General features: G+C 71.3%; 28 protein-coding genes. 16 read left to right on the plus strand and 12 right to left on the minus strand.

What is annotated here, in order from left to right; genetic code table 11:
- Window positions 1–99: 99 nt before the first annotated feature.
- The gene (locus HBB12_RS01160; protein WP_236987661.1) at window positions 100–2,973 is read right to left on the minus strand and encodes a phosphoenolpyruvate carboxylase; all 2,874 of its coding nucleotides are present in this window, start codon (window positions 2,971–2,973) and stop codon (window positions 100–102) included.
- A 473-nt stretch (window positions 2,974–3,446) separates the two neighbouring features.
- Between HBB12_RS01160 and HBB12_RS01165 the strand changes: the two genes are divergently transcribed.
- From HBB12_RS01165 to HBB12_RS01175, 3 genes are all read left to right on the plus strand, one after another.
- Window positions 3,447–3,812, plus strand: coding sequence for a hypothetical protein (locus HBB12_RS01165; protein ID WP_236987662.1), 366 nt, complete (start codon window positions 3,447–3,449; stop codon window positions 3,810–3,812).
- Complete coding sequence (locus tag HBB12_RS01170) at window positions 3,812–4,549, plus strand: hypothetical protein (protein WP_236987663.1); 738 nt, start codon at window positions 3,812–3,814, stop codon at window positions 4,547–4,549. Before HBB12_RS01165 ends, HBB12_RS01170 begins: the two co-directional genes overlap by 1 nt.
- Window positions 4,550–4,678: 129 nt before the next feature.
- On the plus strand, window positions 4,679–4,939 hold the full coding sequence (locus HBB12_RS01175; RefSeq protein WP_236987664.1) for a hypothetical protein: 261 nt from the start codon (window positions 4,679–4,681) through the stop codon (window positions 4,937–4,939).
- A gap of 142 nt (window positions 4,940–5,081) precedes the next feature.
- Here the strand turns inward: HBB12_RS01175 and HBB12_RS01180 are convergent, their stop codons facing one another.
- Both HBB12_RS01180 and HBB12_RS01185 read right to left on the minus strand, forming a co-directional pair.
- Complete coding sequence (locus tag HBB12_RS01180; RefSeq protein WP_236987665.1) at window positions 5,082–5,357, minus strand: hypothetical protein; 276 nt, start codon at window positions 5,355–5,357, stop codon at window positions 5,082–5,084.
- A gap of 6 nt (window positions 5,358–5,363) precedes the next feature.
- Window positions 5,364–5,633 carry a hypothetical protein gene (locus HBB12_RS01185; protein WP_236987666.1) on the minus strand — a complete coding sequence of 90 codons (270 nt, stop codon included), beginning with the start codon at window positions 5,631–5,633 and terminating at the stop codon, window positions 5,364–5,366.
- Window positions 5,634–5,980: 347 nt separating this feature from the next.
- On the opposite strand from HBB12_RS01185, the gene HBB12_RS01190 reads away from it, so the two are divergent.
- The 4 genes from HBB12_RS01190 (at window position 5,981) to HBB12_RS01205 (ending at window position 8,899) form a co-directional block, all read left to right on the plus strand.
- Entirely contained in the window at window positions 5,981–6,724 is a 744-nt protein-coding gene (locus HBB12_RS01190) for a Crp/Fnr family transcriptional regulator (RefSeq protein WP_236987667.1), read from the plus strand.
- Window positions 6,725–6,743: 19 nt separating this feature from the next.
- Complete coding sequence (locus tag HBB12_RS01195) at window positions 6,744–7,688, plus strand: HWE histidine kinase domain-containing protein (RefSeq protein ID WP_236987668.1); 945 nt, start codon at window positions 6,744–6,746, stop codon at window positions 7,686–7,688.
- A 177-nt stretch (window positions 7,689–7,865) separates the two neighbouring features.
- Window positions 7,866–8,582: an AzlC family ABC transporter permease gene (locus tag HBB12_RS01200; protein WP_236987669.1), complete on the plus strand. Its 717-nt coding sequence runs from the start codon at window positions 7,866–7,868 to the stop codon at window positions 8,580–8,582.
- Window positions 8,579–8,899, plus strand: coding sequence for a branched-chain amino acid transport AzlD family protein (locus tag HBB12_RS01205; protein WP_236987670.1), 321 nt, complete (start codon window positions 8,579–8,581; stop codon window positions 8,897–8,899). Before HBB12_RS01200 ends, HBB12_RS01205 begins: the two co-directional genes overlap by 4 nt.
- Window positions 8,900–9,116: 217 nt before the next feature.
- Here HBB12_RS01205 and HBB12_RS01210 read toward each other — a convergent pair whose 3' ends face one another.
- The 4 genes from HBB12_RS01210 to HBB12_RS01225 form a co-directional block, all read right to left on the minus strand.
- On the minus strand, window positions 9,117–9,539 hold the full coding sequence (locus tag HBB12_RS01210; protein WP_048465878.1) for an arsenate-mycothiol transferase ArsC: 423 nt from the start codon (window positions 9,537–9,539) through the stop codon (window positions 9,117–9,119).
- 88 nt (window positions 9,540–9,627) lie between these two features.
- Window positions 9,628–10,116: a UPF0262 family protein gene (locus HBB12_RS01215; RefSeq protein ID WP_236987671.1), complete on the minus strand. Its 489-nt coding sequence runs from the start codon at window positions 10,114–10,116 to the stop codon at window positions 9,628–9,630.
- Between the two features lie 98 nt (window positions 10,117–10,214).
- Window positions 10,215–11,504, minus strand: a complete 1,290-nt coding sequence (gene hisD / locus HBB12_RS01220) for a histidinol dehydrogenase (protein ID WP_236987672.1) — start codon at window positions 11,502–11,504, stop codon at window positions 10,215–10,217.
- 78 nt (window positions 11,505–11,582) lie between these two features.
- Window positions 11,583–12,020, minus strand: a complete 438-nt coding sequence (locus HBB12_RS01225) for a DUF2948 family protein (protein ID WP_236987673.1) — start codon at window positions 12,018–12,020, stop codon at window positions 11,583–11,585.
- Between the two features lie 263 nt (window positions 12,021–12,283).
- Here HBB12_RS01225 and HBB12_RS01230 point away from each other — a divergent pair, with 263 nt between their 5' ends.
- Window positions 12,284–12,595 (plus strand): hypothetical protein, encoded by a 312-nt coding sequence (locus tag HBB12_RS01230; RefSeq protein ID WP_236987674.1) that lies wholly within the window; start codon window positions 12,284–12,286, stop codon window positions 12,593–12,595.
- Window positions 12,596–12,635: 40 nt separating this feature from the next.
- Here HBB12_RS01230 and HBB12_RS01235 read toward each other — a convergent pair whose 3' ends face one another.
- Window positions 12,636–13,487, minus strand: a complete 852-nt coding sequence (locus HBB12_RS01235) for a LysR substrate-binding domain-containing protein (RefSeq protein ID WP_236987675.1) — start codon at window positions 13,485–13,487, stop codon at window positions 12,636–12,638.
- Window positions 13,488–13,638: 151 nt separating this feature from the next.
- Between HBB12_RS01235 and HBB12_RS01240 the strand changes: the two genes are divergently transcribed.
- The 4 genes from HBB12_RS01240 to HBB12_RS01255 all read left to right on the plus strand — a co-directional run bounded on the left by HBB12_RS01240 (window position 13,639) and on the right by HBB12_RS01255 (window position 19,497).
- On the plus strand, window positions 13,639–14,673 hold the full coding sequence (locus HBB12_RS01240) for a bile acid:sodium symporter family protein (RefSeq protein ID WP_236987676.1): 1,035 nt from the start codon (window positions 13,639–13,641) through the stop codon (window positions 14,671–14,673).
- Window positions 14,674–15,178: 505 nt separating this feature from the next.
- Window positions 15,179–16,414: an O-antigen ligase family protein gene (locus tag HBB12_RS01245; protein WP_236987677.1), complete on the plus strand. Its 1,236-nt coding sequence runs from the start codon at window positions 15,179–15,181 to the stop codon at window positions 16,412–16,414.
- Window positions 16,415–16,543: 129 nt separating this feature from the next.
- Window positions 16,544–18,079, plus strand: coding sequence for a histidine--tRNA ligase (gene hisS, locus HBB12_RS01250; protein ID WP_236987678.1), 1,536 nt, complete (start codon window positions 16,544–16,546; stop codon window positions 18,077–18,079).
- 329 nt (window positions 18,080–18,408) lie between these two features.
- Window positions 18,409–19,497 (plus strand): helix-turn-helix transcriptional regulator, encoded by a 1,089-nt coding sequence (locus HBB12_RS01255; RefSeq protein WP_236987679.1) that lies wholly within the window; start codon window positions 18,409–18,411, stop codon window positions 19,495–19,497.
- Window positions 19,498–19,522: 25 nt separating this feature from the next.
- Here HBB12_RS01255 and HBB12_RS01260 read toward each other — a convergent pair whose 3' ends face one another.
- Window positions 19,523–20,647, minus strand: coding sequence for a thermonuclease family protein (locus tag HBB12_RS01260; RefSeq protein ID WP_236987680.1), 1,125 nt, complete (start codon window positions 20,645–20,647; stop codon window positions 19,523–19,525).
- Window positions 20,648–20,859: 212 nt separating this feature from the next.
- The gene (locus tag HBB12_RS01265) at window positions 20,860–21,693 is read right to left on the minus strand and encodes a flagellar biosynthesis protein FlhF (RefSeq protein WP_272913239.1); all 834 of its coding nucleotides are present in this window, start codon (window positions 21,691–21,693) and stop codon (window positions 20,860–20,862) included.
- A 388-nt stretch (window positions 21,694–22,081) separates the two neighbouring features.
- Between HBB12_RS01265 and HBB12_RS01270 the strand changes: the two genes are divergently transcribed.
- The 4 genes from HBB12_RS01270 to HBB12_RS01285 all read left to right on the plus strand — a co-directional run bounded on the left by HBB12_RS01270 (window position 22,082) and on the right by HBB12_RS01285 (window position 24,609).
- Complete coding sequence (locus HBB12_RS01270) at window positions 22,082–23,011, plus strand: lipid kinase (RefSeq protein WP_236987681.1); 930 nt, start codon at window positions 22,082–22,084, stop codon at window positions 23,009–23,011.
- Between the two features lie 15 nt (window positions 23,012–23,026).
- Window positions 23,027–23,767, plus strand: a complete 741-nt coding sequence (locus HBB12_RS01275; RefSeq protein ID WP_236987682.1) for a TerC family protein — start codon at window positions 23,027–23,029, stop codon at window positions 23,765–23,767.
- Window positions 23,768–23,965: 198 nt separating this feature from the next.
- Window positions 23,966–24,244, plus strand: coding sequence for a DUF4926 domain-containing protein (locus HBB12_RS01280; protein ID WP_236987683.1), 279 nt, complete (start codon window positions 23,966–23,968; stop codon window positions 24,242–24,244).
- The gene (locus HBB12_RS01285) at window positions 24,241–24,609 is read left to right on the plus strand and encodes a DUF6883 domain-containing protein (protein WP_236987684.1); all 369 of its coding nucleotides are present in this window, start codon (window positions 24,241–24,243) and stop codon (window positions 24,607–24,609) included. The genes HBB12_RS01280 and HBB12_RS01285 overlap by 4 nt, the downstream gene beginning before the upstream one ends.
- Before the next feature lie 22 nt (window positions 24,610–24,631).
- On the opposite strand, the gene HBB12_RS01290 is transcribed toward HBB12_RS01285, so the two are convergent.
- Entirely contained in the window at window positions 24,632–25,741 is a 1,110-nt protein-coding gene (locus HBB12_RS01290; RefSeq protein ID WP_236987685.1) for a sensor histidine kinase, read from the minus strand.
- 5 nt (window positions 25,742–25,746) lie between these two features.
- Complete coding sequence (locus HBB12_RS01295; protein WP_236987686.1) at window positions 25,747–26,268, minus strand: Rab family GTPase; 522 nt, start codon at window positions 26,266–26,268, stop codon at window positions 25,747–25,749.
- Window positions 26,269–26,271: the final 3 nt, after the last annotated feature.

A 26,271-nucleotide genomic window follows, 5' to 3' on the forward strand; every position in this document is an offset into this window, starting at 1 on the left:
ATCTTCAAGCTGGGCGCGTGCCCCGCCGGGCCGGGGGCGATGCGCGCGCCGTTTTCCGTCACCGGACGTTCATCGAGGAGCGGGATCCCTCCGCCCCCCTCACCCGAACGCCCCCACCTCGTGCTGGATCATGCCGCTGATCTCGCGCACGAGGCCGAACAGGCGGCGGATCGGGGCGAACAGGGTGCGGTGCTCGGCCTCGTAGGTGCCGGCGCCGCGGGGGCCCGCCGGCTCGCCGAAATTGAGGCCCAAGGTCGGGTCCTCCGTGACCGGGAAGATGTCGTCGAGGAGCTTGAGGCAGCTCTCGACGTCGAGGCGCAGGATGCGCTCGATCAGGGCCTCGCGGGTGATGCCGTTCTGCGGCCGGAAGCCCGGGATGTGCACCGCCAGGAACCAGATCCGGTGGATCAGCGCCAGGCGCAGGGCATGCAGGAGCGCGAGCCGCGGCGTCATCCCGGGCAGGTCCGGAGCCACGGAGTGCAGCATCAGGTGGTCCTGCGTCAGCCGGCCGAACAGGCGGCGCAGGTGCGGGGCGAGGTTGAGCCGATCGAGGGCGGCGGCGACCGCCACGATCTCTTCCCGCCGCCCGTCCCGTGTGGCCCGGCGCGCCCGCTCCAGCCAGACCGAGGGGTCGAGGGTGTCGATATAGGCGCGCAGCACGTCGAGGTCGCCGACCGCGGTGGCCTCCTGCACCAGCCGGAAGGCGCGGGCGAAGCGCTCCGAGCGCTCGCGCATCTCGACGAACAGGTCCGGCGCGCGCCCTGCCGCCCGCCCGACCCCGTGCAGCGAATTGGCCAGGAAGCCGAGCTGCTGGAGGATCGCGTTGTTGGGGATCGCCCGCATCTGGCGCGGATGGGTGATGGCGACCGGCCCGCCGCCGTCGGATTGCCGAGCCACCGGGCGCGAGCCGGTGCGGTCGATCAGGTTCGGCCCGAAGGTGCCGAGCAAGGCCGCGTAGCCCGGATCGTCGACCAGCCGCTCCATGTCCTGGCGCACGCCGGTGAAGAACTCGGTGGCGAAATCGCCTTCCGCGTAGATCGGGTCGGGGGCGGGCTGGAGCCGGCTGTAGATGTGCTCGCCGATGCGCGCCACCGTCGCCTCGGCCAGGGTCTTCGTGCCGAACATCAGGTAGCCGTCGCTGCCCTGGAAGCTCGATTCGAGGCTGGTGCGGATTCCGGCCTCGCGGTTGCGCCGCCGCGCATGGTCGGGGGCGAGGTAGGCGAGGCGATCCGCGAGGCTGGTCGGATGGGCGCCCCGGCCGATCGACTCGCCGTGGGTGTCGAAGATGACGAGCTCGATGTCGGTGAGGTCGTGCGCCGCCATCAACTCGGTGATGCGGAAGCGCAGGCGCTCGATCCAGAAGGTCGCCGCAAGCTGGCCGACATAGCGCCCCGAATCCGAGTAGCCGAACTGCACCACCAGGCGCCCGGTGCGCTTCAGGTAGGCACGCCAGTGGGGAGAGCGCAGCGCGTCCTCGATGACGTGGACGCCCTGTTCCAGCGCCGAGGCCGTCTCGAACAGCGGCGTGATCTCGACCCGGTCGCCGATGCCGAAATGCTGGGCGAGCCAGAGCGCGGCGAGCAGGGTGTAGCCGGTCTCGGTCTCGGCGATCAGGAAGCGGACCGGGTGGGTGCCGTCGATGTGCTTGAGGATCTGGGCGATCGTCATCATCAGCCGGGCGGCGGAGGCCCGCTCGGCGGCGAGCGCCCCGAAATCCACCGGCACCGCCGCGACCGCGCCGAGAAGCGCGTTGATCGAGGCGAGGTGGGAGCGGCGCTGGGCCGGATCGGTCGGGTCGCCGTCCTGGTCGAGCTCGCGGCGCACCGCGTTGTGGACCTGGCTGGCGTTGAGCCGGAAATGCGGCAGGCCGTTCTGGAGCCCGTGCGCGGCGACGCCCGCCCGTAAGGTGCAGAGCGCGAGCCGCGCCGCGTCGTCGGCCGCCTCCGCCACCGCCCGGTCGAGGAGGGACAGCAGCGGGCCGGCCTCGGTCTGGGCCCGGTCGCGCTCGATGATGAGGGCCAGCGCGAAGCGATGCACCGCCTCGAGGCTCGGCTGCTCGCCGAGCTTCGGCGCCACGGCGAGCTGGCGCAGGACGGCGGCCTTCGCCTCCTCGGCGAGCCGCCGGGCGGCTCCTGAGGCGGGATCGTCGGGGAGCTGGGCCAGCACCCGGTCGAACTGGGTGCGCTTCGATTCGAGCCGGTAGCGCAGGGTGTCCCACCAGCCGATATCGGTGCGCCCGTCGGTGTCGCAGCCGACCCAGGAGGCCAGCACAACCGGCATCGGGACGAGCTCGCTCCAGCGATCGGGCCAGCGCTCGCGGGCGGCGCGCAGGAGCGCCTCGTTCAGCCCGTCGAGGGCGGCGCGGCCGTGCTGGACCGCGTGCCGGGCCTGGTCGAACTCGTCGTTGAGGGTGATGACCGGATCGGCTCGCGCCGAGAGCGCCGCCGCTTCCTCGATCGGGGCGTGCCGCGCCGCCGGATCGGGCTCGGAGGCGGCCTCGGCCAAAAGCCTCGCCACCGCCTTCGGCATCCCGAAGGTCGGATGGGCGGTGAACACGGCGGCAAAGCGCGTGCGCTCGACCCGGGTCCGGGCGGTCTCGAAGCCCATCTCCGGGTCGCCGAGGGCGGCGGCCGCCACGGCCTGCGTCGCGGCGTGCGAATCCGCCTCCGTCCCGAGGCCGAGATAGGCCCGCAGCCGCGCCGCCCGGGCCTCCAGCGCCTGGGCGCGCAGGCGCACGAACAGCCCGGCCAGATCCTCCTCGCGGATCTCCTCCCGGTCGAACAGGCGGCTGATCGCCAGCGCCACGGTCAGGACCGGGTTGCGGAACGGGTCCTGGCTCGCCTGGTGGCGCGCCTCCTCGACCAGACCGAGCAGGTCCGCCTCGAGGGTCGCAGCGTCCTGCGAACCGGAGCCTCGGCCATCGGAGCCGTGGTCGTCGGAACCTTGGATGTGGGAGCCTCTCAGCCTATCCATCGGGTCGCTTCGTCCTGTGGCCGGATCACCGTCCGGTTCGCGTGGCGCGCGGGCGCGCGCCAGGGGCCGTGACGCAAGGAGCGTTCCGCCGGGCCCACGCTCTAGAGCACTTCACGACCGCGTTGCAATCGTGAAGCTCTCTAGGCCTTTGATCTTGCCGCATTTTCTTCGACGAACCGGCATCCGCTTCGTCGCACAATGCTCTCCGCATCATTCGCCGGAACGGTCGCCGGTTCGGCGGTGAGAATGATGCAGGACAGGGAACCCGGCAGAGTCGCGCTCGGCAACTCTGCCGGGTTGCGGGCGCCTTCCGGGTGGCGAGCCGGCCGTAGGGCCGCATGCGGCCGCGGAGAGGCTTCCCGGCCCGGGATCCGGGCGCCGGGGCGCAGACCCCGGTCGCATGCGGGGGCGGCGCTTGCGACCGGACAGGCCGCGGGAAATGCTCTAAGGCTGGCATCACGATGGAGATGATCGTGATTCTGGCTGCGGCGGCAGCCCTGGTATTCGCCGGCCTGGTGCTCGTGTTCGCGCAGGGCCGCGCCCGCAATCCGACCCTGCGCCTGCCCCACGAGCAGGAGCTGGAGGACCGGGGCGACGAGCTGTTTCGCGATTTCGACCAGGACCTCGCCGGCCTGCTCGAGGAGGCGGCCCGTCATCCGGAACTCCAGCAGCGCGCCTATCCGGACCGCCTGGAGGCGCCCGACGCGCCGAGATCCCGGCCGCGGGGCGGCATGACCATCGATCACGATCCGGCGGAGCCCGGCCTGCCCGAGCCCGGGGACCGCAGGGGCCCCCCTTCCGGGTCCGACCCCCATCAGCGTGACGGAGAATCCCGGTGATGCGTGCCGCGGTGCAGGCGGTCCTTCTGGCCGCCCTCTCGGCTGTTCCTCTGGTCGGTCCGGCCCGGGCGGCTCCAGGGGAGACGGCTCCGAGGGAGGTTGCTCCGAGGGAGGCGGCTTCCGGCGGCACGGCGCCCGCCTGCCCGGCGCCGCAGGCGGCCGAGTTCGCGGGCGGGAAGGGGTTTCGCCTCTGGGTCACCCGGCAGGGGAGCATGACCTGGAGCAACCCTCTGCGGCCGCTCTCGCCCGAGACCGTGCAGGTGCTGCAGGTGGTGATCCGCAACAAGCTCGCGACCGCCTACGGCCCCGACCTGTCGGGCCTGCGCCGCGGCCCCTCGCCGGCCGCCCTGGAGGCGCAGAACGGCGCGACGATCCAGTGGGCCGGCACGCCGGACACCCTGCCGCAGACCCTGCGCATCCTGGCCGACGATGGCGGCCAGGTCCTGGCCGAGCTGACGTTCCAGTCCTGCGGCGATCCCCCGAAGGTGGCGGAGCCGAAGCCCGTCCCCACCGCCCGCAAGGGCGCGCCGAAGGCGGCGGCGAAGGCCAAGGCGGCGAAGGCGGCGTCCCCCGAGGCGGAGGGCGCACCGCCGGACGCGGCCGATCCGGCCGCCGATGCGCCGAAGCCGGCGCCCAGACGGGCCGCGAAGCCCCGGCGCGAGAAGGCCGCTGCGCCCGATGCCGCGCCCGCCCGGACGCCCGGCGGCCTCATGCTGCCGCAGGGTGCGATTCCCTGACGCGGTCCCGGGCATCGGCCGGAAACGCTTCGGCGTGAAACACGTCAGCATGAAACACCTGGGCCGTTCCGGCGTTCGTCCGCCGGGCGGTCGCTCCCTCTCACGATCCGATCTCGGAGACGTCTCGCGATGTACGATTCCTGGCTGCGCCTCGGCTTCGACACCGTTCGCTTGGGGCTGGAGGCCCAGACGGTCGTCACCCTGCGGCTGGCCAAGCTCTCGCTCGGCGGCGCGGCGGCGCAGGACGAGGCGCAGCGCATGGTGACGGAGAAGCTGGAGGCCGCAGCGGAGGCCGCGATGACGCTCGCCACCGGCGGCACGGCCGAGCGGGTGGTGCAGGATTATCGCCGCAAGGTGCGGGCCAATGCCCGCAGGCTCAGCCGCGGCTGACGCGCCCGGTCGCCGAAGTTTCGATCGGCGGGACGGGCATCCTCCCGTCCCGGAAAATCGTCACGGGATCGCCGTCGCGCGCAGGCGACCATCACCCTCAGACGATGAACCGGTTGCGGATCACTTGCCGATCACTTGCGGATCACTTGCGGGCGGCCATCATGTCGTGGGTCAGCACCGTCAGCTTGCCGATCAGGCTGGTGATGTCGCCATGGGTACAGGACCATTGCGTGCCGATCGCCCCGCCGTCGGAGGAGACCGACACCACCGCGACGGAGCGCAGCTTGCCCTCGCGTGCGAGGCGCAGCTGCTCCTGCAGCACGTCGATCATCGAGGCGGTGTTCTCATCGACCGGAGCCGCGGCCACGGCCTGCGGGAAGGCGACGATGCGGTTGGTTTCGGCGGCGATTTCGCTCATGGGACTCTACGAACGCTGGAAGGAATCGGATGTGCGGGGGCAGCGCGCGGCCGCATCGCGGACGCGCGGGGTCCGTGAGGCGCCAGGCCGGTCGAGCCGCCCCAGGAGAGCGGCGAGATCCGCCGGCAGCGCCTCGGCCAGGCAGCCGTCGAACGCCGCCTGAAGGCCGGGCGCCAGGAATGCGGCCAACTGGCCGGCATCGCCGGCCTGCCGAACCGCACCGAAGGTGGCGGGTGCCGGCCCGCCGGGTCGATCGTGCATCGCCCGTGACGTCATCGCAGCCTCATGGTCGGGAGCCGCCCTCGCCGCCAAAACTGCCGATCCCGGCGCGGATCACAATCCCCGCTCTGTGGCCGAGCTTCCACTTCCAAACCCGATGTTGTCGGACCGCAACACTGTTCCCAGCGCCCGGCACCCCGATTCCGACATCGTCCGGCGGCCGGCTCGCAGGTGAGACCGGCACCCTCATTCGGCGTATCCACAGCGTCGAACGGTACCGAATGTATGAAAACTAACAATAATGCATAAAATTACATCACCTTTCTACCATAATTAACTTTTGTTATGAGGATTGTGAGCAGAAATGTGTTAATCTCGCAGGTAAAGCGCGATGGCGGGGCATTTTGGCTGAGTTTCTCATCCGCAAGCTCGAGCACTTCACGAGCTTGTCCACCGACGACAAACTTGCGCTCGATCACGCGTCGCGCCAGCGCACGCGCCGCGTCCGGTCGCGGGACGACATCGTCCACGAGGGCGACCTGCCCCAGGGCGTCAGCCTGATCCTCGACGGCTGGGCCTGCCGGTACAAGACCCTCGAGGACGGGCGCCGCCAGATCATCGCCTATCTGCTGCCCGGCGATCTGTGCGACCAGAACGTCTCGATCCTGCGCGAGATGGACCATTCCATCGGCACCGTCACCGCCGTGACCCTGGCCGAGATCCCGACCGAGACCATGCGCCAGCTCACCCACGGCCAGGCCCGGCTGTCGCAGGCCCTGACGTGGGAATCCCTGGTGGCGGCGGCGATCCAGCGCGAATGGACCGTGAATATCGGCCAGCGCACCGCCTTCGAGCGCCTGGGCCACCTGCTCTGCGAGCTCTTCGTGAGGCTGCGCGCGGTCGGGCTCACCCAGGGCAATACCTGCGAGCTGCCCCTGACCCAGGCCGAGATCGCCGATACGATCGGGCTGTCGGTGGTGCACGTGAACCGGACGCTGCAGGAGTTGCGCAACATCGGGCTGATCTCGCTGCGCGGCCGCGAGCTCATCATCCATCGGCTCGAGGCGTTGCAGCGGGCGGTACAGTTCAACCCGAACTACCTCCATCTAGGCCGCGAAGGGCGGCACCTCGACGCCAATGAGGCATGAGGCCGACGCGGCAACGGAAATGGCGGAAGGCCCCGACTTCCGCCGGATGGTCGAGACCATCCCGCATCTCGTCTGGCAATCGAACCCGCTGGGCGACTGGACCTGGGCCAGCCCCCAATGGGCCGCCTTCACCAGCCAGGCCCCGGGCCGCAGCTGCGGTTACGGCTGGCTCGACGCCGTGCATCCGGAGGATCGCGAGCGCACGCGGGAGGCCTGGCGGGTGGCGTCCCGGCGGGGCCACCTCGCCGTCGAGCACCGCCTGTGCCGCCGGCCGGCGAAGGCGGGGGAGAGCGATCCCTACTTCTGGTTCTCCACCCAGGCCACGCCCCGGCGCGGCGACGACGGCCGGCCGACGACCTGGTTCGGCACCTCGACCGACATCCACGACCTGCACGCGATGCGCGAGACGCAGGAGCGCCTGGTCCGCGAGCTGCAGCGCCAGGGCCGCAACACCCTCGCGGTCATGCGCGGGATCGTGCGCCGCGTCGCCGACACGGCGGCGACGGCGGAGGACGTGGTGGCCCATATCGGCGATCGCCTCGGCGCGATGGCGCGCATCCAGGCCGAGGTGTCGCGCGAGCCCATGGCCGGCGTCGCCCTGGACGTGCTGATCCGGGACGAGCTCTCCGCCCATGCCCTGCCGGATCCGAGCGAGCTCGCCGGCCCGCCGGTGCGGCTGCCGGCCGAGATGGCTGAGAAACTCGGTCTCGCCCTGCACGAACTGGTGCTGAGCGCCGTCCTCGACGGCGACGACCGGATCGCCGCGACCTGGACCGTGGCGACGACCCACCTCGTCCTGACCTGGCGCATGCGGGCCCGGCCCGGCGCGCCGGCCGGCGGCGCCAGGACCCTGAGCGGCGAGATGCTGGAGCGGATGCTCGCCTACGACCTCCGCGCCGTCACGACCGTGACCGAGACCGGCCGCGAGCGCCAGGTCGTCATCGTGCTGCCGCTGCCGCACTGAAGCGGGGCTGTTTCACGTGGAAACGTCGGCCGGGCTGCCGTGTTGAGGGTTCGTCAACCTTGACAACGCCCGTGGCGGGCGCGGAGCCCGCAACCCAGGCAGGCACGCGGACCGGATTGACGGCTGCCGCAGGCTTGCGCGACAGAACGGGCCTCCCGCTCCCGGTTTCCTGCTCCCATGTCCCACGCGTCCGCCGCGCCGTTCACCCGGGCCGGCATCCTCACGGGCATCCGGCTCAGCCTGCCGCTCTGGCCCAGCATCGCGGTGTTCGGCGCCGCCTTCGGGGCGGCGGCGGCCCAGCGGGGCCTGAGCCTGGCGGAGGCCGCGGGCGCCAGTGCGCTGGTCTATGCCGGCTCGGCCCAGATGGTCACCCTCGAGGTCTGGGGCCAGCCCTGGACGGTGAGCGCGCTCCTCGCCGCCATGACGGTGACCGGGCTCATCAACGCCCGCATGATCCTGATGGGCGCGACGATCCAGCCCTGGATGCGCGGCACGCCGCTCTGGCGCACGGCGATGACGCTGTTCGTCCTCGTCGATGCGAGCTGGCTCATCGGCGTGCGCCACCGTTCCGAGGGCGGCCGCGATCTCGGCGTGCTGTTCGGCGCCGGCATCGGCCTGTGGCCGCTCTGGGTCGCCTCGACGGCGGCCGGCCACCTGGCGGGCGCCCTGGTGACCCAGCCCCGGGCCTACGCCCTCGACATGATCCTGCCGATCTTCTTCGCCGCCATGCTGGCGCCGCTCTGGCGCGGGGTGCGGCCGGCCCTGCCCTGGCTCGCCTCGGGCCTGGTGGCGCTGGTGGTGCAGCGGCTGGTGCCGGGCTACGCCTTCATCGCGGCGGGCGCGGCGGCCGGCCTCGTCACCGGCCTCCTCGTCGACGACGGGGCGGCGCGATGATCGATGCGCTGCTCGCCGGACCCGCCGGGCCCTGGATCGCCATCCTGGCGCTCGCCCTCGTCACCTATCTCTGCCGCGCCTCCGGCGTGGTGCTGATGAGCCGGGTGCGCCTCACCCCCCGGGTCGAGCGGGGATTGCGCGCCCTGCCGGGCTCGATCGTGGTGGCGACCGCCGTGCCCACCGGCCTCGCCGCCGGCCTGCCGGGCCTTCTCGGCCTCGTGACGGCGGCCGGCGTGATGGCGCTGACCCGGTTCGAGCTGGCGGCGGTGCTGGCCGGGATGGGGGTGGTGGCGTTGGGGCGGCTGGTGGGATTGTAGGCCAGCACAGCAGCAACCGGCTTTGTCCCATCCGCGACCTCATCCTGAGATGCGGGCGATCGAAGATCGCTGAGCCTCGAAGGAGGGCTCAAGACGTCTATGCGCTCTCCGGAGCCCTCCTTCGAGGTCAGTCGATCTTCGATCGACTGACCCTCAGGATGAGGCTGCGGAAGGGAAAAATCGAACGATAAAGATGGCTTGAGGGAAGCCGACGCCCTCACCGCAACCGCTGCCTTATGCGGAACCCCAACCCGTCCCGCACGTCGCGATAGGCGTCGAGGCGCTGCTCGCGGGAGCCCTGCGACACGGTCGGGTCCGGGGTCGGCCAGTACTCGACGTCGGCCGCGACCGTCCGGGTCAGTTCCAGGGCGGCGTGGTGGGCCTCCGGCGAGAGCGAGACGATCAGGTCGAAGTTCAGGCCCTCCCACTCCTCCAGCTCCTCCAGGGTGCGGGGGCGGTGGCGCGAGGCGTCGATGCCGATCTCGTCGAGGGCGGAGATCATGAACGGGTCGGTGGGCTCGCCGCTGCGCACGCCGGCGGACTGCACGTAGACCGACTTCCCGAAATAGTGCCGGGCCAGCGCCTCGGCGCAAGCCGAGCGCACGGCGTTGAAGTTGCAGACGAACAGCACCGACTGCACCCGCCTGCCCGGTCTCGCGGAATCCGGCTTCGACGGGTCGGGTCCCGCGGGAGCGGCGCTGTCCGGAAGGGGGCTTCCGGACACCGGCTCAGCCCTTCCAGTGCAGGGCGAAGATCAGGGTGAACAGCCGGCGGGCGGTGTCGTGGTCGATCTCCACCTTGCCGTCCAGGCGCTGGAGAAGAAGGTCCGAGGCCTCATTGTGGACCCCGCGCCGGCCCATGTCGATCGCCTCGATCTGGCTCGGCGAGGCGGTGCGGATCGCCTTGAAGTAGCTGTCGCAGATCATCTCGTAGTCGCGGATCACGCCGCGGAACGGCGTCAGCGACAGGAGATGGGTCATCACCGGCTGGCCGTCGGCGGTCGAGATCGCGAAGGACAGCTTGTTCTCGACGAGGCCCAGCGCCAGCGCGTAGGGCCCGCCATCGTGATTGGCCACGCGAAAACTGTTCGATTCCAGGATGTCGTAGATCGCGATGGCGCGCTCGTGCTCCTGGTCGGGGTTGCCGCGCCCGATCGAATCCTCGTCGAGCGTCACCGCCGCCAGGCGCTGTCGCGGATCGGGAGCCTCGCTCGCCATCGGATCTCCTCCCCCGTCTCGCGGGGTCTTGTCAGGGCGTGCAAAAGACGCGAGTGCCGCCGCCCGCGCAAGCCGGACGTAGGATGGGACGGGACCGGTTAAAGGTTCAGGCGGATCGCCACCGAGCGGGCATGACCCTCCAGCCCCTCCGAGCGGCCGAGCGCCAAAGCGGCGGGGCCGAGCGCCCGCAGGGCCTCGGGCGTGCAGGAGAGAAGCGAGGTCCGCTTCATGAAGTCGAGGACGCCGAGGCCGGAGGAGAACCGGGCCGAGCGGGCGGTCGGCAGGACGTGGTTGGGGCCGCCGACATAGTCGCCGATCGCCTCCGGCGTGTGCGCGCCGAGGAAGATCGCCCCGGCATTGCGCACCCGCGCCGCCAGGTCCTCGGCATCCGACGATTCGATTTCCAGGTGCTCCGGCGCCAGGCGGTCGACGAGCGGGATCGCGTCGGACAGGCGCGCGACCCGCACGATGGCGCCGTAATCGCGCCAGCTCGCGGTGGCGATCTCGCTGCGCGGCAGGGTCTTCAACTGCCCCTCCACCGCCGCCGCGACCGCCTCGGCCAGGGCGTCGCTGTCGGTGACCAGGATGGCTTGCGCGGCCGTGTCGTGCTCGGCCTGGGCGAGCAGGTCGGCCGCGACCCAGTCCGGGTTGGCGGAGGAATCGGCGAGGATCAGCACCTCGGACGGGCCGGCGATCATGTCGATGCCGACCTGGCCGAAGACCCGGCGCTTGGCCGCCGCCACGTAGGCGTTGCCCGGCCCGACGATCTTGGCGACCGGGCGGATTGTCGCCGTGCCGTAGGCGAGCGCCGCCACGGCTTGCGCGCCGCCGACCCGAAAGACCTCGTCGACGCCGGCGAGCCTGGCGGCGGCGAGCACCAGCGGGTTGGTGACCCCGTCCGGCGTCGGCACCACCATGGCGAGGCGCGGCACGCCCGCGACCTTGGCCGGCACCGCGTTCATCAGCACCGAGGAGGGATAGCTCGCGGTGCCGCCCGGCACGTAGAGGCCGACCGATTCGAGCGCGGTCCAGCGCCAGCCCAGCGTCACGCCCAGCGCGTCGGTCTCGCGGTGGTCGGCCGGCACCTGGGCGCGGTGGTAGGTCTCGATCCGATCCTTCGCCAGAGCCAGGGCGTCGAGGGCTTCCTTCGAGCAGGCGGCGGTCGCGGCGTCGATCTCGTCCGCCGAGACCCGGATGGTCTCCGGCGTGAGCGCGAGCCGGTCGAAGCGCGTCGTGTAGTCGATCAGCGCGGCGTCGCCGCGCTCGACCACGTCGCGGATGATGTCGCGCACCGCATTGTCGACATCCTCCGCCACCTCGCGCTTGACCGAGAGCAGGCGGGCGAAGTGCGACTCGAAATCGGGATCGCGGGAATCGAGGCGCTGCATGCTGTGTCCGGTCTCGTGGTCGGCGGGCAAGGGATCCCGTCGGAGGATCCCGCCAAGACCCGCCGACTGCCAAAAATTTCAGGCCGCGTCGAGGGGGGCGTGGACCGGCTTGCTCTCGGCCTGCCAGACCGGGCCGAGATCGCGCATCGCCGCCTCGATGCATTCGAGCTCGAGCCGGATCGCAGCCCCGCCGGAGAAGACCAGGGTGGCGATACCGGACGGCGCCTCGCCGGGCTCGAAGGTGACGGCCAAAAGCTCGAGCGGGCTGTCGGGCTCCTCGCGAGAAATGTTGCGGCAGCGGACGGAGAGCACCCGCTCGAAGTGCAGGCCGGTCAGCCGCCGCCGGGGCGGGACGCCGTCGGGGCATTCCCAGTCGAAGCGCCGCGCCACCAGGGCAAAGCGCCGCTCCCGGGGCAGGTAGGCGAGGTCTCCGGTCCGCAGGACCGCATCCTGGAGGTGGGTCGAGATGACCGCGAGATCGTCGGCGTCGAGGGCAGCGAGCTTCAGGAGCTCCATCTCCGCGTCCTTCACTGTCGGCGTCCCTGTGCTTTGCGGCCGGTCCGTCGTGCGGCCGGCCCGCTCTGTCGGAATGATGCTGGGATTAAGTGGCGACGCCCTGCGCCCACGACAACCTTTGCCCGATCGACAGGGGACGGCGATTCTTCACCGTTCCGGCTGTCGCAACGGCACCGAATCGCCTCAGCCGGCGTTCATGTGCGGACGCTTAAGCGTGACCCATGGACACGATCCGGCAACTTGCCGACAGGGAGAAGAGATCCGTGAGAACCGTGACGATTGCGGCCCTGGCCGCCCTGACCCTCGGCCTCGGCGTCGCGCCTGCCTTCGCGCAGTACGGCTACGACGAGGATTATCGCCCGCGCCGCCGCTACGAGGAGCGCTACGACTACGACCGCCCGCGCTACCGCCGCGACGATTACGACCGGCCGGGCTATCGCGAGTATGGCGGCCGCATCGGCCGGATCTGCGTCACCGCCCGCGGCAACTGCCCGACCCGGCCGGCGCCCCTCAACAGCTCCTGCGGCTGCGAGGTCCCGGGCTTCGGCTTCAAGCGCGGCGCCATCGGGTACTGAACCCCGATCGGCCCGATCGGATCGTCACCTGGACGCGGCCTCAATCCCAGATATCCGCGTTCAGGATCTCGTGCGCCAGGGCCCGGCTCGGCTCGCGGTGGAGCCCCGGTCCGGACAGCACGAACTCGACATCGGCCAGCCGCGGCAGGTCCGGGTGGGCCAGTTCCTGCAAGCCGTCCGGGATCAGGCTGCGGGGCTGCGCCATCACGCCGACACCGGCGAGCGCCGCGGCGCGCAACCCGCTGAGGCTGGCGCAGGTGCAGGTGATGCGAAAAGGCCGGCCCTCCTGCGTGAGCGCGGCGAGCGCCACCGCCCGGGTGATGCTGGGCGCCGGGAAGCTCGCCAGCGCCACCGGCTCGCCCCGCTCCGGCAGGGCAGTCGGGATCCCGACCCAGACCAGCCGGTCGCGCCGCACCAGCATGCCTTGCGTCTCGCCGACATGGCGCTTGCCGAGCACGAGGTCGAGTTCGCCCCGCGCCAGCGCGTCGTGGAGGAAGCCCGTGAGCGCCACGCTCAGTTCGAGGTCGACCGACGGATAGGCCTCGCGGAAATCGCGCAGGACCTCCGACAGCCGGCTCTGCACGAAATCCTCCGAGGCGCCGAAGCGGACCTTGCCCCGCACCGGGCCGCCGGAGAGCGCCCGCTCCAGCCGCTCGTGGGCGTCGAGCACCGTGCGGGCGAAGCCCAAGACCGTCTCGCCCTCCGGGGTCAGCGCCACCGAATGGGTGTCGCGCGCCACCAGCCGGTGGCCGGTCTGCGCCTCCAGGCGCTGGACGTGCTGGCTCACCGTCGACTGGCCGAGGCCGAGCTGCTCGGCCGCCCGGCTGAAGCTGCGGCTGCGCACCACCGCCGCCAGGGTGCGCAGCAGCACGGGGTCGATCAGGCGGGTCACGGCGGCTCTCGGCATCCTGCATGAACGACGCGCAGGCTATCGCATTTCACGATAACTGTAATCCTCGCGCCCCGCGTACCCATCCGGGCGCCCGCCGGTTAGGAAGACCGGGACCCCTCTCGACAATTCCTCCCAGACCCGCCGGCCCGCCATGCTCTCGCGCTTTCGCCCCGACAACTTCACGCTGATGATCGTCGGCGCCCTGATCCTCGGCAGCGTCCTGCCGGTGCAGGACCGGGCGGCCGAGTGGCTCGGCGTCTTCGCCGACGGCATGATCGCGCTCCTGTTCTTCCTGCACGGCGCGCGCATCGACCGCCAGACGGCGATCGCCGGCCTGGTGCATTGGCGCCTGCACCTCGTGGTCTTCGCCTCGACCTTCGTGCTGTTCCCGATCCTCGGGCTGGCCGCCGGCCTGCTCAGCCCGGCCCTGCTGACCCCGGCGCTCGCTGCGGGCGTGCTGTTCCTGTGCGTCCTGCCCTCCACCGTGCAATCCTCCATCGCCTTCACGTCGGTGGCGGGGGGCAACGTGCCGGCGGCGATCTGCTCGGCCTCGGCCTCGAACATCCTCGGCATGCTCATCACCCCGCTCCTCGTCGCGGTGCTGCTGAACACGCAAGGCAGCCACCACAGCTTCGACTGGGGGGCGGTGGGCAAGATCATGGCCCAGCTGCTCCTGCCCTTCGCGGTCGGCCAATTGCTGCAGCCGCGGCTCGGGCCCTGGCTGACCCGGCACAAGCCCCTGACCATGGTGGTGGATCGCGGCTCGATCCTGCTCATCGTCTACATCGCCTTCAGCCACGCGGTGGCGACGGGCCTGTGGAGCCGCACGCCCCTGCCGGCGCTCGCCACCATGCTGGTCGTCGACCTCGTCCTGCTCGCCCTGGTGCTGACGATCACCACCACCGCGAGCCGCCTCCTCGGCTTCTCGCGGGAGGACGAGATCACCATCGTGTTCTGCGGCTCGAAGAAGAGCCTGGCCTCGGGCGTGCCGATGGCGAACGTGATCTTCGCCGGCCAGGATGTCGGCGGCATCCTGCTGCCCTTGATGCTGTTCCATCAGGTCCAGCTCATGGCCTGCGCGACGCTGGCCCGCCGCTACGCCGCCCGCGCGCAAGCCGCGCTCGCCGCCGAGGGCCCGGACCGGGCCGGCGTGGCGCCTGTCGCGGCGAAGCTCGCGGCGCGTTGAGCGGAGGCTCGCGGCGCGTTGAGAGGAGGCTCGCGGCGCGTTGACGAAAGATTCATCGCGTCACGCCATTCTCACGGGGAGCCAAGTTGCGTACCGGCTCTTCTGGATATCCGGCCCCGTCGCGCGTTCCGCGGCGGGGCCGCGCCGTTCGATGGGTCCAATCGACCTGTTCGCGATCGTTCCGACTCACGATCTTGTCCTGAGAGTCTGTTCGAGCGGATCGATCTGCCGAAAACGAGCAGCCAGCATGGATATATCTCATCCACCCACCTCATCCTGAGGTGTTGGTCGATCGACGGTCGACTGGCCTCGAAGGAGGGCTCCAGGAGCCCCGGCGATCCCCGGAGCCCTCCTTCGAGGCTCACTGCGTTCGCACCTCAGGATGAGGTCGCGGACGGAATACGTTTTACCTCGATCTTTCATGCTTCATTAACCCTGTCGCTTCAGCCGCCGCACACCATCCCGCCGCTAACCTCCCGGGCGTCGTCACTCCGAGAGGCGCCCGATGGCCACGTTCGTCCTGCCGCGCCGCGACCTCGCGGCGGTGCCGTTCCTGTCGCTGCTGCGCGGCTTCGGCCACGTCCTGATGGCGGCGTTCATCTTCTTCGCCTGCTTCGCCTTCTCGGACACGTCGCCCTACGACATCGTGGCGATCCCGGCGATCGTGCTCTGGGTCCTGCTCGGCGTGCGGCTGTACCGGGGCGCGGTGCCCCTCGTCCTGGTGCTGCTCGTCTATGTCGGCGCCACCGTGGTGGCCCTGATGCCCTATCTCGACGAGGAGCTGCCGCCGGTCTGGACGGTGCAGCTGTGCTACCTCGCCGTCACCGGCATCTTCTTCGCGATGTTCTTCTCCGACGAGAGCGACCGGCGGATCGAGCTCGCCCTGAAGGTCTACACCGCCAGCACGCTGCTCAGCGCCGGCCTCGGCATCGGCGGCTATCTCGGGCTGATCGGCAACGAGGAGCTGTTCAGCAAGTACGGCCGGGCGTCCGGCACCTTCCAGGACCCGAACGTGTTCGGCTCGTTCCTGACGCTGGGCGCCTTCTACCTGCTGCACGATCTCCTCACCGGCCGCGCCCGGCGGCCGCTCCTGTCGGCCTTGAGCCTGTTCATCGTGCTCGCCGGCGTGTTCCTGTCGTTCTCCCGCGGCTCCTGGGGCGGCACCCTGGCGATGGGCGCCCTGATGGTCGTGATGCTCTACCGCACCAGCGCCCCCGTCTTGCGCCGCCGCATCGTGCTGCTGGCCGGCCTCACGGCGGGGTTCGGGGCGGTGGCGCTCGTCGGCCTCCTCTCCGTCGGCGACGTCGGCGAGACGTTCTCGAAGCGCGCCGCCGTCACGCAGGATTACGACGAGGGCGAGACCGGCCGCTTCGGCAACCAGCTGCGCGGCATCGGCATGCTGATCGAGGATCCGCTCGGGATGGGCCCCCTGCGCTGGCGCCGCACCTTCAACCTCGAGCCGCACAATTCCTATATCGGCGCCTTCGCCAATGGCGGCTGGGTCGCCGGCGTCGCCTTCGTGTTCCTGGTGCTGATGACCACCCGGGTGGGCTTCCGGCTGATGAGCCAGGACACGCCCTACCGGCGCCACGCCCAGATCGTGGTGCCGGCGCTCCTGATGTTCTTCCTCCAGGCGATGCAGATCGACATGGAGAAGTGGCGTCACGTCTACATGATGCTCGGCATGGTCTGGGGGCTCGAGGCGGCGCGGGTGCGGTGGCTCGCCGGTGGGGAGGCGTGAGGGCGGGTCGGTTTGCAGGCGCCGGCAAATGGGCTAGAGCCCGGCGAACCCCGCGCCGGCCTCCCGCCCGGGCCCGTCCCTGACGACGGGCGCCCGAGGCCGCGCCGAACGCTCGATGTGCGAGACCCGATGTCCAAGCCCGCGAAGGCCGAGAAGGCCGCCACCCTCAAGCCCCGCCTGCCGCGCGGCCTCGTCGACCGCGGGCCGGCCGAGATCGCCGCGACGAACCGGATGCTGGACAAGATCCGCGAGAGCTTCGAGCTCTACGGCTTCGAGGCGGTCGAGACCCCGTTCATCGAGTATACCGAGGCACTGGGAAAATTCCTGCCCGACCTCGACCGGCCGAACGAGGGCGTGTTCTCGTTCCAGGACGACGACGAATCCTGGCTGTCCCTGCGCTACGACCTGACGGCACCGCTCGCCCGCTACGTCGCCGAGAATTTCGACGCGCTCCCCAAACCCTATCGCAGCTACCGCGCCGGCTATGTCTTCCGCAACGAGAAGCCGGGCCCGGGGCGCTTCCGCCAGTTCATGCAGTTCGACGCCGACATCGTCGGCGCGCCCACCGTCGCGGCGGATGCCGAGATCTGCATGATGGCCGCCGACACCCTGGAGAAGGTCGGCATCGGCCGCGGCGACTACGTGGTGAAGGTCAACAACCGCAAGGTCCTCGACGGCGTGATGGAGGCGATCGGTCTCGGCGGCGACGACCAGGCCGGGCGGCGCCTCACGGTGCTCCGGGCGATCGACAAGCTCGATCGCCTGGGTGCCGACGGCGTGCGCCTGCTCCTCGGCCCCGGCCGCAAGGACGAGAGCGGCGACTTCACCAAGGGCGCCGGCCTGTCCGACGAGGCGATCGAGCGCATCCTGCGCTACGTCTCGTTCCAGGCCGCTCCCACCGAGGGCGGCGACCGCCTCGCCTTCTGGGAAAATTTCTTCGGCGGCTGGGGCGAGGTCGTCGGCTCCTCCGAGACCGGGCGCCAGGGCATCGCCGAACTGCACGCGATCATGAAGCTGTGCGAGGCGGCGGGCTACGGCCACGACCGGGTGCGGGCCGATCCTTCCGTGGTGCGCGGCCTCGAATACTATACCGGCCCGGTCTTCGAGGCCGAGCTGACCTTTCCGGTCGTCAACGAGGACGGCCAGACCGTGCGCTTCGGCTCGGTCGCCGGCGGCGGGCGCTATGACGGCCTCGTCGGCCGCTTCCGCTCCGAGCCGGTGCCGGCGACCGGGTTCTCGGTCGGCGTCTCGCGCCTCTTCTCCGCCCTCCAGGTGGTCCGCAGCCCGATCGTGTCGGGCAAGAGCGCGCCCGGCCCGGTGGTGATCCTGGTGCTCGACCGCGAGGAGACCGCCGCCTACCAGGCCCTGGTCGCGTCCTTGCGCCAGGCCGGCATCCGCTCCGAACTCTATCTCGGCGCCTCCGGCATGAAGGCCCAGATGAAGTACGCCGACCGCCGCGGCGCGCCGTGCGTCGTCATCCAGGGCAGCGACGAGCGGGCGAAGGGGGAGGTCCAGATCAAGGACCTGATCGAGGGCGCCAAGGCGGCGGACGCCATCGCCAGCAACGCCGAGTGGAAGGCCGCCCGGCCGGCCCAGTTCTCGGTGCCGGTGGACGAGATGGTGGCGCGGGTGCGCGAGGTGCTGGCGCGGCATTACGGGGGGTGAGGGCGAGGTCACTTTTTTGCGGCTCGTCGAAGCACGCATCGGATCGCGCGCATCGTGTCCCCCGTGAGGGGCGGTGCCGTTCGCCGGGAGGGAGGAACGTTCGCGTCCCTCCCCCGGCCCCCCCATTCGGCCTTTCGCGGACATCCTGTCATCCGTTCGCGCCGCCAGAGCATTTTCCGGCGAAGCGGATGCCGGTTCGTCGCAGAAAATGCGGAAAAATCAAAAACCTGGAGAGCTGCGCGATTGTAACGCGATCGTGAGGTGCTCTAGCGACGGTCGTCGTCTCCTGCCGTATTGTCGGCCGAGACGAACCCGAGAGCCGCGCAGCCATGGGCCCGACCGACGACAGGCTCCGCTGCCTCGACGACAGGCTCGGCGAGGCGGCCCTCGATCCCTCGCGCTGGGGCGCCGTGCTGGCGGAGGTCTCGACCCTGGTCGGGGGTGACGGCGCGATGCTGCTGCAAAGTCATCGCCGCACCCCCGGCGTGCCCTGCACCCCCGAGGTGGACGCGCTGGTCGCCGACTATTTCGGGCACGGTTGGCACGTGAAGGACCTGCGGACCCGCGCCGTGCCGCGGGTGATGCGCGGCGAGGTCGTGACCGACCACGACATCCTGACTCCCGAGGAGATGGCCCGCGCACCCTTCTACAACGAGTTGCTGGGGCCGCATGGCTACCATTGGTTCGCGGTCGCGGGCTTCCGGGCCGGCCCTGAGCACTGGGCGGTGTCGGTGCAGCGCCGGACCCGGAGCGGCCCGTTCGAGGCGGCGCAGGTGCGGCCGCTCGCCGGCCTGATGCGGCGGCTCGGCCAGGCCGCCGCCCTGTCGGAGGCGCTCGGCCGCGCCGCCCTCGACGGCACCCTGCGCGGGCTCGACCAGGTCGCGCAAGCGGCCCTCGCCCTCGACGGGGCCGGGCGGGTGATCGGCGCCAACCCGCGGGCGGAAGCCCTGTTCGATGCCGCCTTCCGGGTCGCCGACGGCGGTTTGCGGATCGCCGATCCGCGGGCGCGGGACGAGGTCGCCGCCCTGGTCGCGGCGCTGAATCCGGACCGTCCGCCTCCCGCCGGCGCGATCCTGGTGCCCCGGCGCAACCGCCGCCCCCTGGTGCTGCGCGCTTTGGCCCTGGCGGAGAGCGTCCGCTCGCCCTTCCTCGGAGCCCGCGCGCTCCTCATCGTCACCGATCTCGAGGCCGAGCGGCGGCCCGATCCGGCCCTGCTCACGCAGGTCTTCGGCCTCACCGCGGCGGAGGCGCGGCTCGCGGCACTTCTGGCCGGCGGCGTCTCCCTGGACGAGGCCGCCGACGGGCTCGGCCTCGCGGTCGAGACCGTGCGCAGCCAGATCAAGGCGGTGTTCGCCAAGACCGGCACCGGCCGCCAGGGCGCCCTGGTGGCGCTCCTCGGCGCACCCGGGCTGCGATAGATCGGGATTCGATCAGGGCTTGGCCTCAGGGCTTGGCCCAGACCCCGAGCTTGCCGGTGCGGGCGTGGCGCTCGGCCTCGACGAGATCCGGCGTCGCCTCGGGCGTCGCGCGGCCGCCGCCGTTGTAGAGCACCACCTCGGAGAGGTCGTGCCCGTCGACGGTGCAGATCCAGGCGGTCTTCGCCGGGCTCGGCTGGCAGTTCACCGGCCGGCCGCCGAGATAGCCCGAGAGGTCGCTCGCCTGCGCGCCCTTGGCCGCCTCGACGCCGTAGAGGCGCAGGGTCCGGCCGCCGAGCCGCAGGGTCGCGGTGTCGAGGACCTCGGCGACGCCGGCGACCGGACCGTCCGGCACCAGGGCGCCGGTCTGGACCGGCTCGCGCTTCGCCTCGGCCGGCCTGTCCGGCGCCGGAGCGGGCTTCGCCTCGGCGGCGCGCGTCTCCACCGGCTTTACCTCCGCCTGTCTCGCCTCGGCGGGCTTGCCCGCCGCCGGCTGGTCCATCCCGGAGCCGGGCGCCTGCGCGACCGCGGCGTCGCGGGTGGGTTCCCCCCCGCCGCGGAACGCCGCGTAGCCGATGCCCAGGACGACGAGCCCGCCGAGGACGGCGTAGGCCGGAATGCGGGACGATCTCCTGCCGGGCAGCTTCTGCGGCCGGGCGAGGCCGGGCTTCAGCCCCTCGCCGGGCGGTACCGGCGGACCCACGAGCGGCGCTGCGGCCGGCGGGACCTCCGGCTCCCGCGCCGGCCGGCGCAGGCGCGCGGCGAGCCCGTCCAGGGCCTCCCGCAGGCGCGAGGCATGGGCGGGACGGGTGGGGGATTCGGGCGGCGCCGGGGCGGGCTTCACCACGATCCAGTCCCGCGGGGCCTCGCTCGAGGGCGCGGCGGCAGGAGCGGCAGGGGCCAGGAACATGGTGGGATGCTGGCGGCGCAGCTCGTCGACGAGGTCGCCCAGGGTCAGGGGCCGCGTCTCGCCGCCGACCGTGCGGGTGCGCGGATTCCCGTCCCGGTCGACGATCTGGTAGCCCGGGGCTGCGTCGAGCCGGCGGGTCGCCGATTCCGCCAGCAGTTCGAGGGTGCGACGGGCCACCGCGACCGGACGCTGCCGGTCGATCTCGGCCCGGATCAGCGCCTGCAACTGCTCACGCGAGGTCATGTCCGCCATCGTCCCATCGCCCCCGGCCGCGGGGCCTGCTCGCCGAGCCGCCCGCCGCTCCGGCGGGCGCTCACCCTCTTCATCTAAGCACCATTCGCCGAAGCGGCCACCGGTTCGACGAAAAATGATGCAAAAACAATGAACTAAGAGAGTTATACCATGCCACTCTCCTGGGACCTGATCGGCGCCCCGTCACAGGGCGCCGGGTCCGGTCAGCGGCTCGCCACCGCCTCGCGGCGCACCACCCGGCTGTTCTCGGCGATGATCACCGGGCGCCCCCCGGCGAGGCTCACCGCCAGTTCGAGATCGACGGTACCCTGCGAGCGGACGCCGCGATCGGGGCTGAAGGCCGAGAAATCGACCGTGGCCCGCACCTGACAGACGGCGAGCCCGGCATTGCAGGCGGTGCGCAGGGAATCCGGCCGCGGCCGGTAGCGGCGCTCGGGCCAGCGCTGCACGAAGCGCCGCTTCTCGGACATCAGGCTGGCGACGCTCATCGTCCGGCCGTGGAAGACGACCTGGCTGCCGTAGAAGCCCGGCGCCGCCGCCAGCGTCGTGCCGTTGGATCCTGAGATCGACGCCAGGTAGTCGCGGGCGAGGCGCTGCGACGCCACGGCCCAGTCGCGCATCTGCGAGTCCGACACCGCGACCGGGGCGGGCGCGGGGATCTGGACCGGGAGCGGGCGCTCCGTCCGGGCGAGCCGCGCGGCGCGGCGGGCCGCCGTCGCCGCGTGGATTCCGCTGCGGGCCGGCCGGCGCGCCTCCTCGGCGACCCGGCGCGGGGTGTGGGCCTTAGGCGCCTCGGCCCGGGCGGCCGGGGCGACCTGCGGCGTGGGCGTCACCGGTGCAGGACTTTTGGGTTCAAGACTACTTTTGGGTTCAAGGCTCTTGGGCGCGGCGCTCTGGGGACCCCGGGCGGGCGGATCGACCCAGCCCTGGGCCAGGGCGACCGAGGACAGGAGCGCGGTCAGGCCGAGGCCGAGCAGGGCGGCCGACGGGGTGGCGAGGCCGGGCCGGAGGGGGCGGAGCCGAAGGGAACGAAGCATGGGGGCGGCACCCGGGGAGAGGAGCACGATCAGGCGGGGATCACGCACGGAACTTGAGCTGAGTGAACGTTCGTCGCCGCGGTTACGGTTCCATTGCGGGCCCATGGCCCCCACCCTGCCCTCCCCGATACCCCCATTGCCCACACCCCCGCGGATCTCGCCTGCCGCGGATCTCGCGCAAGGGAACTCCCCGGGACCTTGCCAAGCGCGGCCGCGACCCCACCTGAAGGGCTCCCCGGGTCCGGGCCCCTCTGGCGGTTCGAGGCGTCGACCGCGATGTCGGACCCCTTCTCTGCCTTTGTGCTGACGCGGCACGATCGCACTGGAGGGCCCGCACTCATGCGCGTCGTTCCCCCCATCCGTTCCCGTGCCGTCGCGGGAGGCGCCGATGTCCGGCGCTGACGCGACGCGGCGGGCCCTGCTCGTCGTCAACAAGAAGGCCCGCAACGGCGGCCTCGATCTCGACGCCGTGAAGGACGTCCTGCGCCGCGGCGGCATCGAGCCGGTCGATCCGCCGCCTAGCGAGACCGACTGCAAGGCGCTGATCCACGCCCACGCGAGCACCTGCGACATGGTGATCTTAGGGGGCGGCGACGGCACCCTCAACGCCGCGGCCCAGGCGCTGGCGGAGGCGCAGCTGCCGCTGGGCATCCTGCCGCTCGGCACCGCCAACGACCTCGCCCGCAGCCTCGGCCTGCCCGCCGATCCCCTGGAGGCGGCGGAGGTGATCGCCACGGTGCCGGCCCGGCCGATCGATCTCGGCTGCGTCAACGGCCACTACTTCTTCAACGTCGCCAGCATCGGCTTCTCGGCCGATCTCGCCGGCGAGCTGACGGCCGACCTCAAGCGCCGCCTCGGCACGGTCGGCTACGCGGTGGCGGCGTTCCGGCTGCTGCGCCGGGCGCGGCCGTTCACGGTCTATATCGAGCATGACGGCACGGTGGAGACCGTGAAGACCATCCAGGTCTCGGTCGGCAACGGCCGCCATTACGGCGGCGGCATGACGGTGGAGGAGAACGCCACCGTCGATGACGGCCTGCTCAACTTCTACAGCCTGGAGGTCGCCCATTGGTGGCGGCTGCTCGCCCTGCTGCCGGCCCTGCGCCGGGGCACGCAAGGCAAGGCCGCCGACGTGCGCGCCTTCCAGACGACGGAAGTGATCCTGCGCACCAAGAAGCCGCGCCCGGTCAACACCGACGGCGAGTTGACGACCTACACCCCCGCCCATGTGCGGGTGCTGCGACAGGCCGTCCAGGTCCATGCGCCGGAGTTCCACGCGCCGAGCCAGGCGCGGGGCCGCCCCTCGATCTTCCCGTAAGGAGGGGTGTCCACCGTGGACTCGCTCGTTCAGCTCGCCGCCGACCCGACGGCCTGGGCCGCCCTCGCGACCCTGGTCGTCATGGAGGTCGTGCTCGGCATCGACAACCTGATCTTCATCTCGATCATCACCAACAAGCTGCCGGCGGAGCAGCAATCGCGGGCCCGGCGCATCGGCATCGGGCTCGCGCTCATCCTGCGCCTCGCCCTGCTCGGGACCGTGGCCTACATCGTCCACCTGACCCAGCCGGTCTTCGAGATCTTCGGGAAGGGCCTGTCCTGGCGCGACATGATCCTGATCGCCGGCGGCCTGTTCCTGCTGTGGAAGGCCACCAAGGAGATCCACCACAGCCTCGATCCCGACCCGGAAGAGAAGACCGGCGGCGGCGCCTCGCTCGGCTACGCCGCGGCGATCGGCCAGATCCTGATCCTGGATCTCGTCTTCTCGATCGACAGCATCATCACGGCGGTCGGCATGACCGAGCACGTGCCGATCATGGTGATCGCGGTGCTGGCCGCGGTGAGCGTGATGCTGCTCGCCGCCGATCCGCTGTCCCGCTTCATCGCCGCCAACCCGACGGTGGTGATGCTGGCTTTGGGTTTCCTCATCATGATCGGCATGACGCTGATCGCGGAGGGTTTCGGCGCCCACGTGCCGAAGGGCTACGTCTACACCGCCATGGCCTTCTCGGCCGGCGTCGAGGTGCTCAACATCCTCGGCCGGCGGGCGAAGAAGGGGAAGCGAACGGTGGCGTGACGGCGGTAGTCTGATGCAATGAGGCAGCGCCCGATCGTGATGCGGTCGGGCGCTGTTTTCGTTCGGGTCTTCCGCTGTCGCAGACAATCGCCGCGCCGAATCGTATGAAGCGGTTGGTTGCGACCGGGCACCCTCCGGATCCGTCATCGAACGATGGACGGGGCTTGCAGAACGCGGCGCACAACGTAGCTTCTCGACATGGCCAGCCGCGTTCTCACATTCGTCACTGAGACGTCCCCGCGTCTCGCCACTCGGGACCGGGGTGAACCCTCTCGCATCGAGGAACTCGATCGTGTCGAGTTGCTGGCCGACGTCCTCGGGGATGACCAGGTGACGGTGCCGGCGGGCTCGATCGGGACCGTGGTCGCGATCTGGGCTGGAGGTGCGGCTTTCGAGGTCGAGTTCACCCGACCGGTGGACGCGCTCGCGACTGTGGACGCTTCCCTTTTGCGGGTCGTGGGGCACGCGACTGCTTGACCGCCGCCCACCCCTATCCGTCCGCCTTCACGATCTCGGAAGCGAAGGTCGCGGGCTACCTTCTCAATGTGGACAGCGATGATGGGGCATCGACGGCTGCCCTTCTCATGCGGTTCGGCTTCTCGCCCGATCGGCCTCTTGAACTGATGGACGCCCTGGGGCGGCATCCCTCACCGGCATCGTGGGCTGCGGCCTTCGAGGCTCCACACGGGATCAAGCACTATTTCGAAGCGCCTTTGCGCAGCCCGGACGGTCGCAACCCCACCATCCGGAGCGTCTGGCAGGTCGATTACGATGGGGACGGCCGGACGGCGAAGTTCGTGACCCTCCGCCCGGTGGCACGCCCGGCGAACAGACCGACATGACGACACCCATACCGGACGATCCCTACCCCAGATCGATCCGGAAGCACGCACCCGGCCCCTCCTCCGCCACGACCCCGATGCGCCAGCCATGCAGCTCGGCGATCCGCCGGCAGATGCTCAGGCCCAGTCCGACGCCGTTCGGGGCGCGGCCGTTCGGCACCCGGGCGAAGGTCTCGAAGATCGCCTCGTGGAAGGCCGGCGGCACGCCGATGCCGGTGTCGCGCACGGTGATCCGGCCGGGCTCGCCGGGCCAGGCCCGGATCTCGATCCGCAGAGGCCGGTCCGGGTCGCGGTAGCGGATGCTGTTGGCGACGAGGTTCTGGAACAGGTTGGTCAGGAGCGCCGGCACGCCGTTCACGGTCGGGAGCGGCCCGACGACGAGGTCGGCCGCGGCGGCGCGCAGGTCGAGGTCGAGGTTGCGGGTCGCGTCGAGGACGACACGGCCGAGATCGACCGGCTCGAAGGTGTGGCTCTCGGCGCTCAACCGCGCATAGTCGAGGAGGCCGGTGGTCATCCGGTTGAGCCGGGCGGCGCAGCCCTCGATCGTGTCGAGGCTGTCGGAGACGACCGGACCGGCCTCCGCCCCCAGGGTGGTGCGCAGGATGCCCGTGAAGGCCACGATCTGGCGCAACGGCGCCCGCAGGTCGTGCGCGGCGACGGAGGCAAAGTCGCGCAGGTTGCGGTTCATCCGCTCCAGCTCGCGCGAGGCCGCGATGATCTTCTCCTCCAGGAGACGCTGCTCGCGGCGCTGCTGGAGCACCCAATGGTCGATCGGCCGGTCGACCTGGTCGACGGTGGTGAGCACCGCGTGCTCGCCCCGTCCCGCCTCCCAGGAGATCGCGATGTCGCAGCGCGGGGCGCCCGGCACCATGGCGAGGCGGATGCCGGGCAGCACGATCGGCTCAGGTGTCGCCCGTTGCTGGGCGCGCATATCCTCCTCCAGGCCCGACAGGATCGGGCTGTCGAAGGCGGAGCGCCCGGGCTCCGGCAGCCAGTCGCTCAACGGCCCGGTGCGGGCGAGCACGCGGCCGTCGGGAGCGAGCGCCGCGACGCCGAGGAGGCCGGCCTCGAGGAGGTGGGCCAGGGTGCGGGAGAGGTCGGCTCCGGCCGGGAGGGCGAGGGCGGCGCGCATGGCACTTACAGGCTCCGTCGCTCGATCGTGGTGGCGAGTTCGGCGAACAAGCCGGTCACGCCATGCCCGGTGCGGGCGCTCGCGAGCGAGACGACGTCGGCGCCGCGCGCCCGGGCGAGGAGATCGGGCGGCAACCCCGAGCCGGGTTCGCCGGATTCGCCGGCCACGAGATCGCTCTTGTTCAGCACCGCGGCGCAGGGGCGGCCCGGCAGCGCCTCGCGAAAGCCCGCGATCAGCGCCGCCATCTGGTCGAGGGAGGCGGGCCGGGTGACGTCGGCGACGATGAGCGCCCCGCTCGCCCCCTTGAGGTAGACGGTCCGGAAGATGCTGAGGCCGAAATCGCCGTCGGTGTCCCACAGGACCAGCGGCATCGTCTTGCCGCCGGGGAGCGCGGCATTCGTGGTGTAGATGTCGACCCCGATCGTCGCCTTGTAGCTGGTCTCGAACCGGCCGAAGGCGAGCCGGTTGGCGAGCGAGGTCTTGCCCACGCCGATCGCCCCCAGGATCATGATCTTGCGCGCCGCCACACC

Source organism: Methylobacterium sp. SyP6R (assembly GCF_019216885.1).
In the GTDB taxonomy this organism is placed as follows: domain Bacteria; phylum Pseudomonadota; class Alphaproteobacteria; order Rhizobiales; family Beijerinckiaceae; genus Methylobacterium.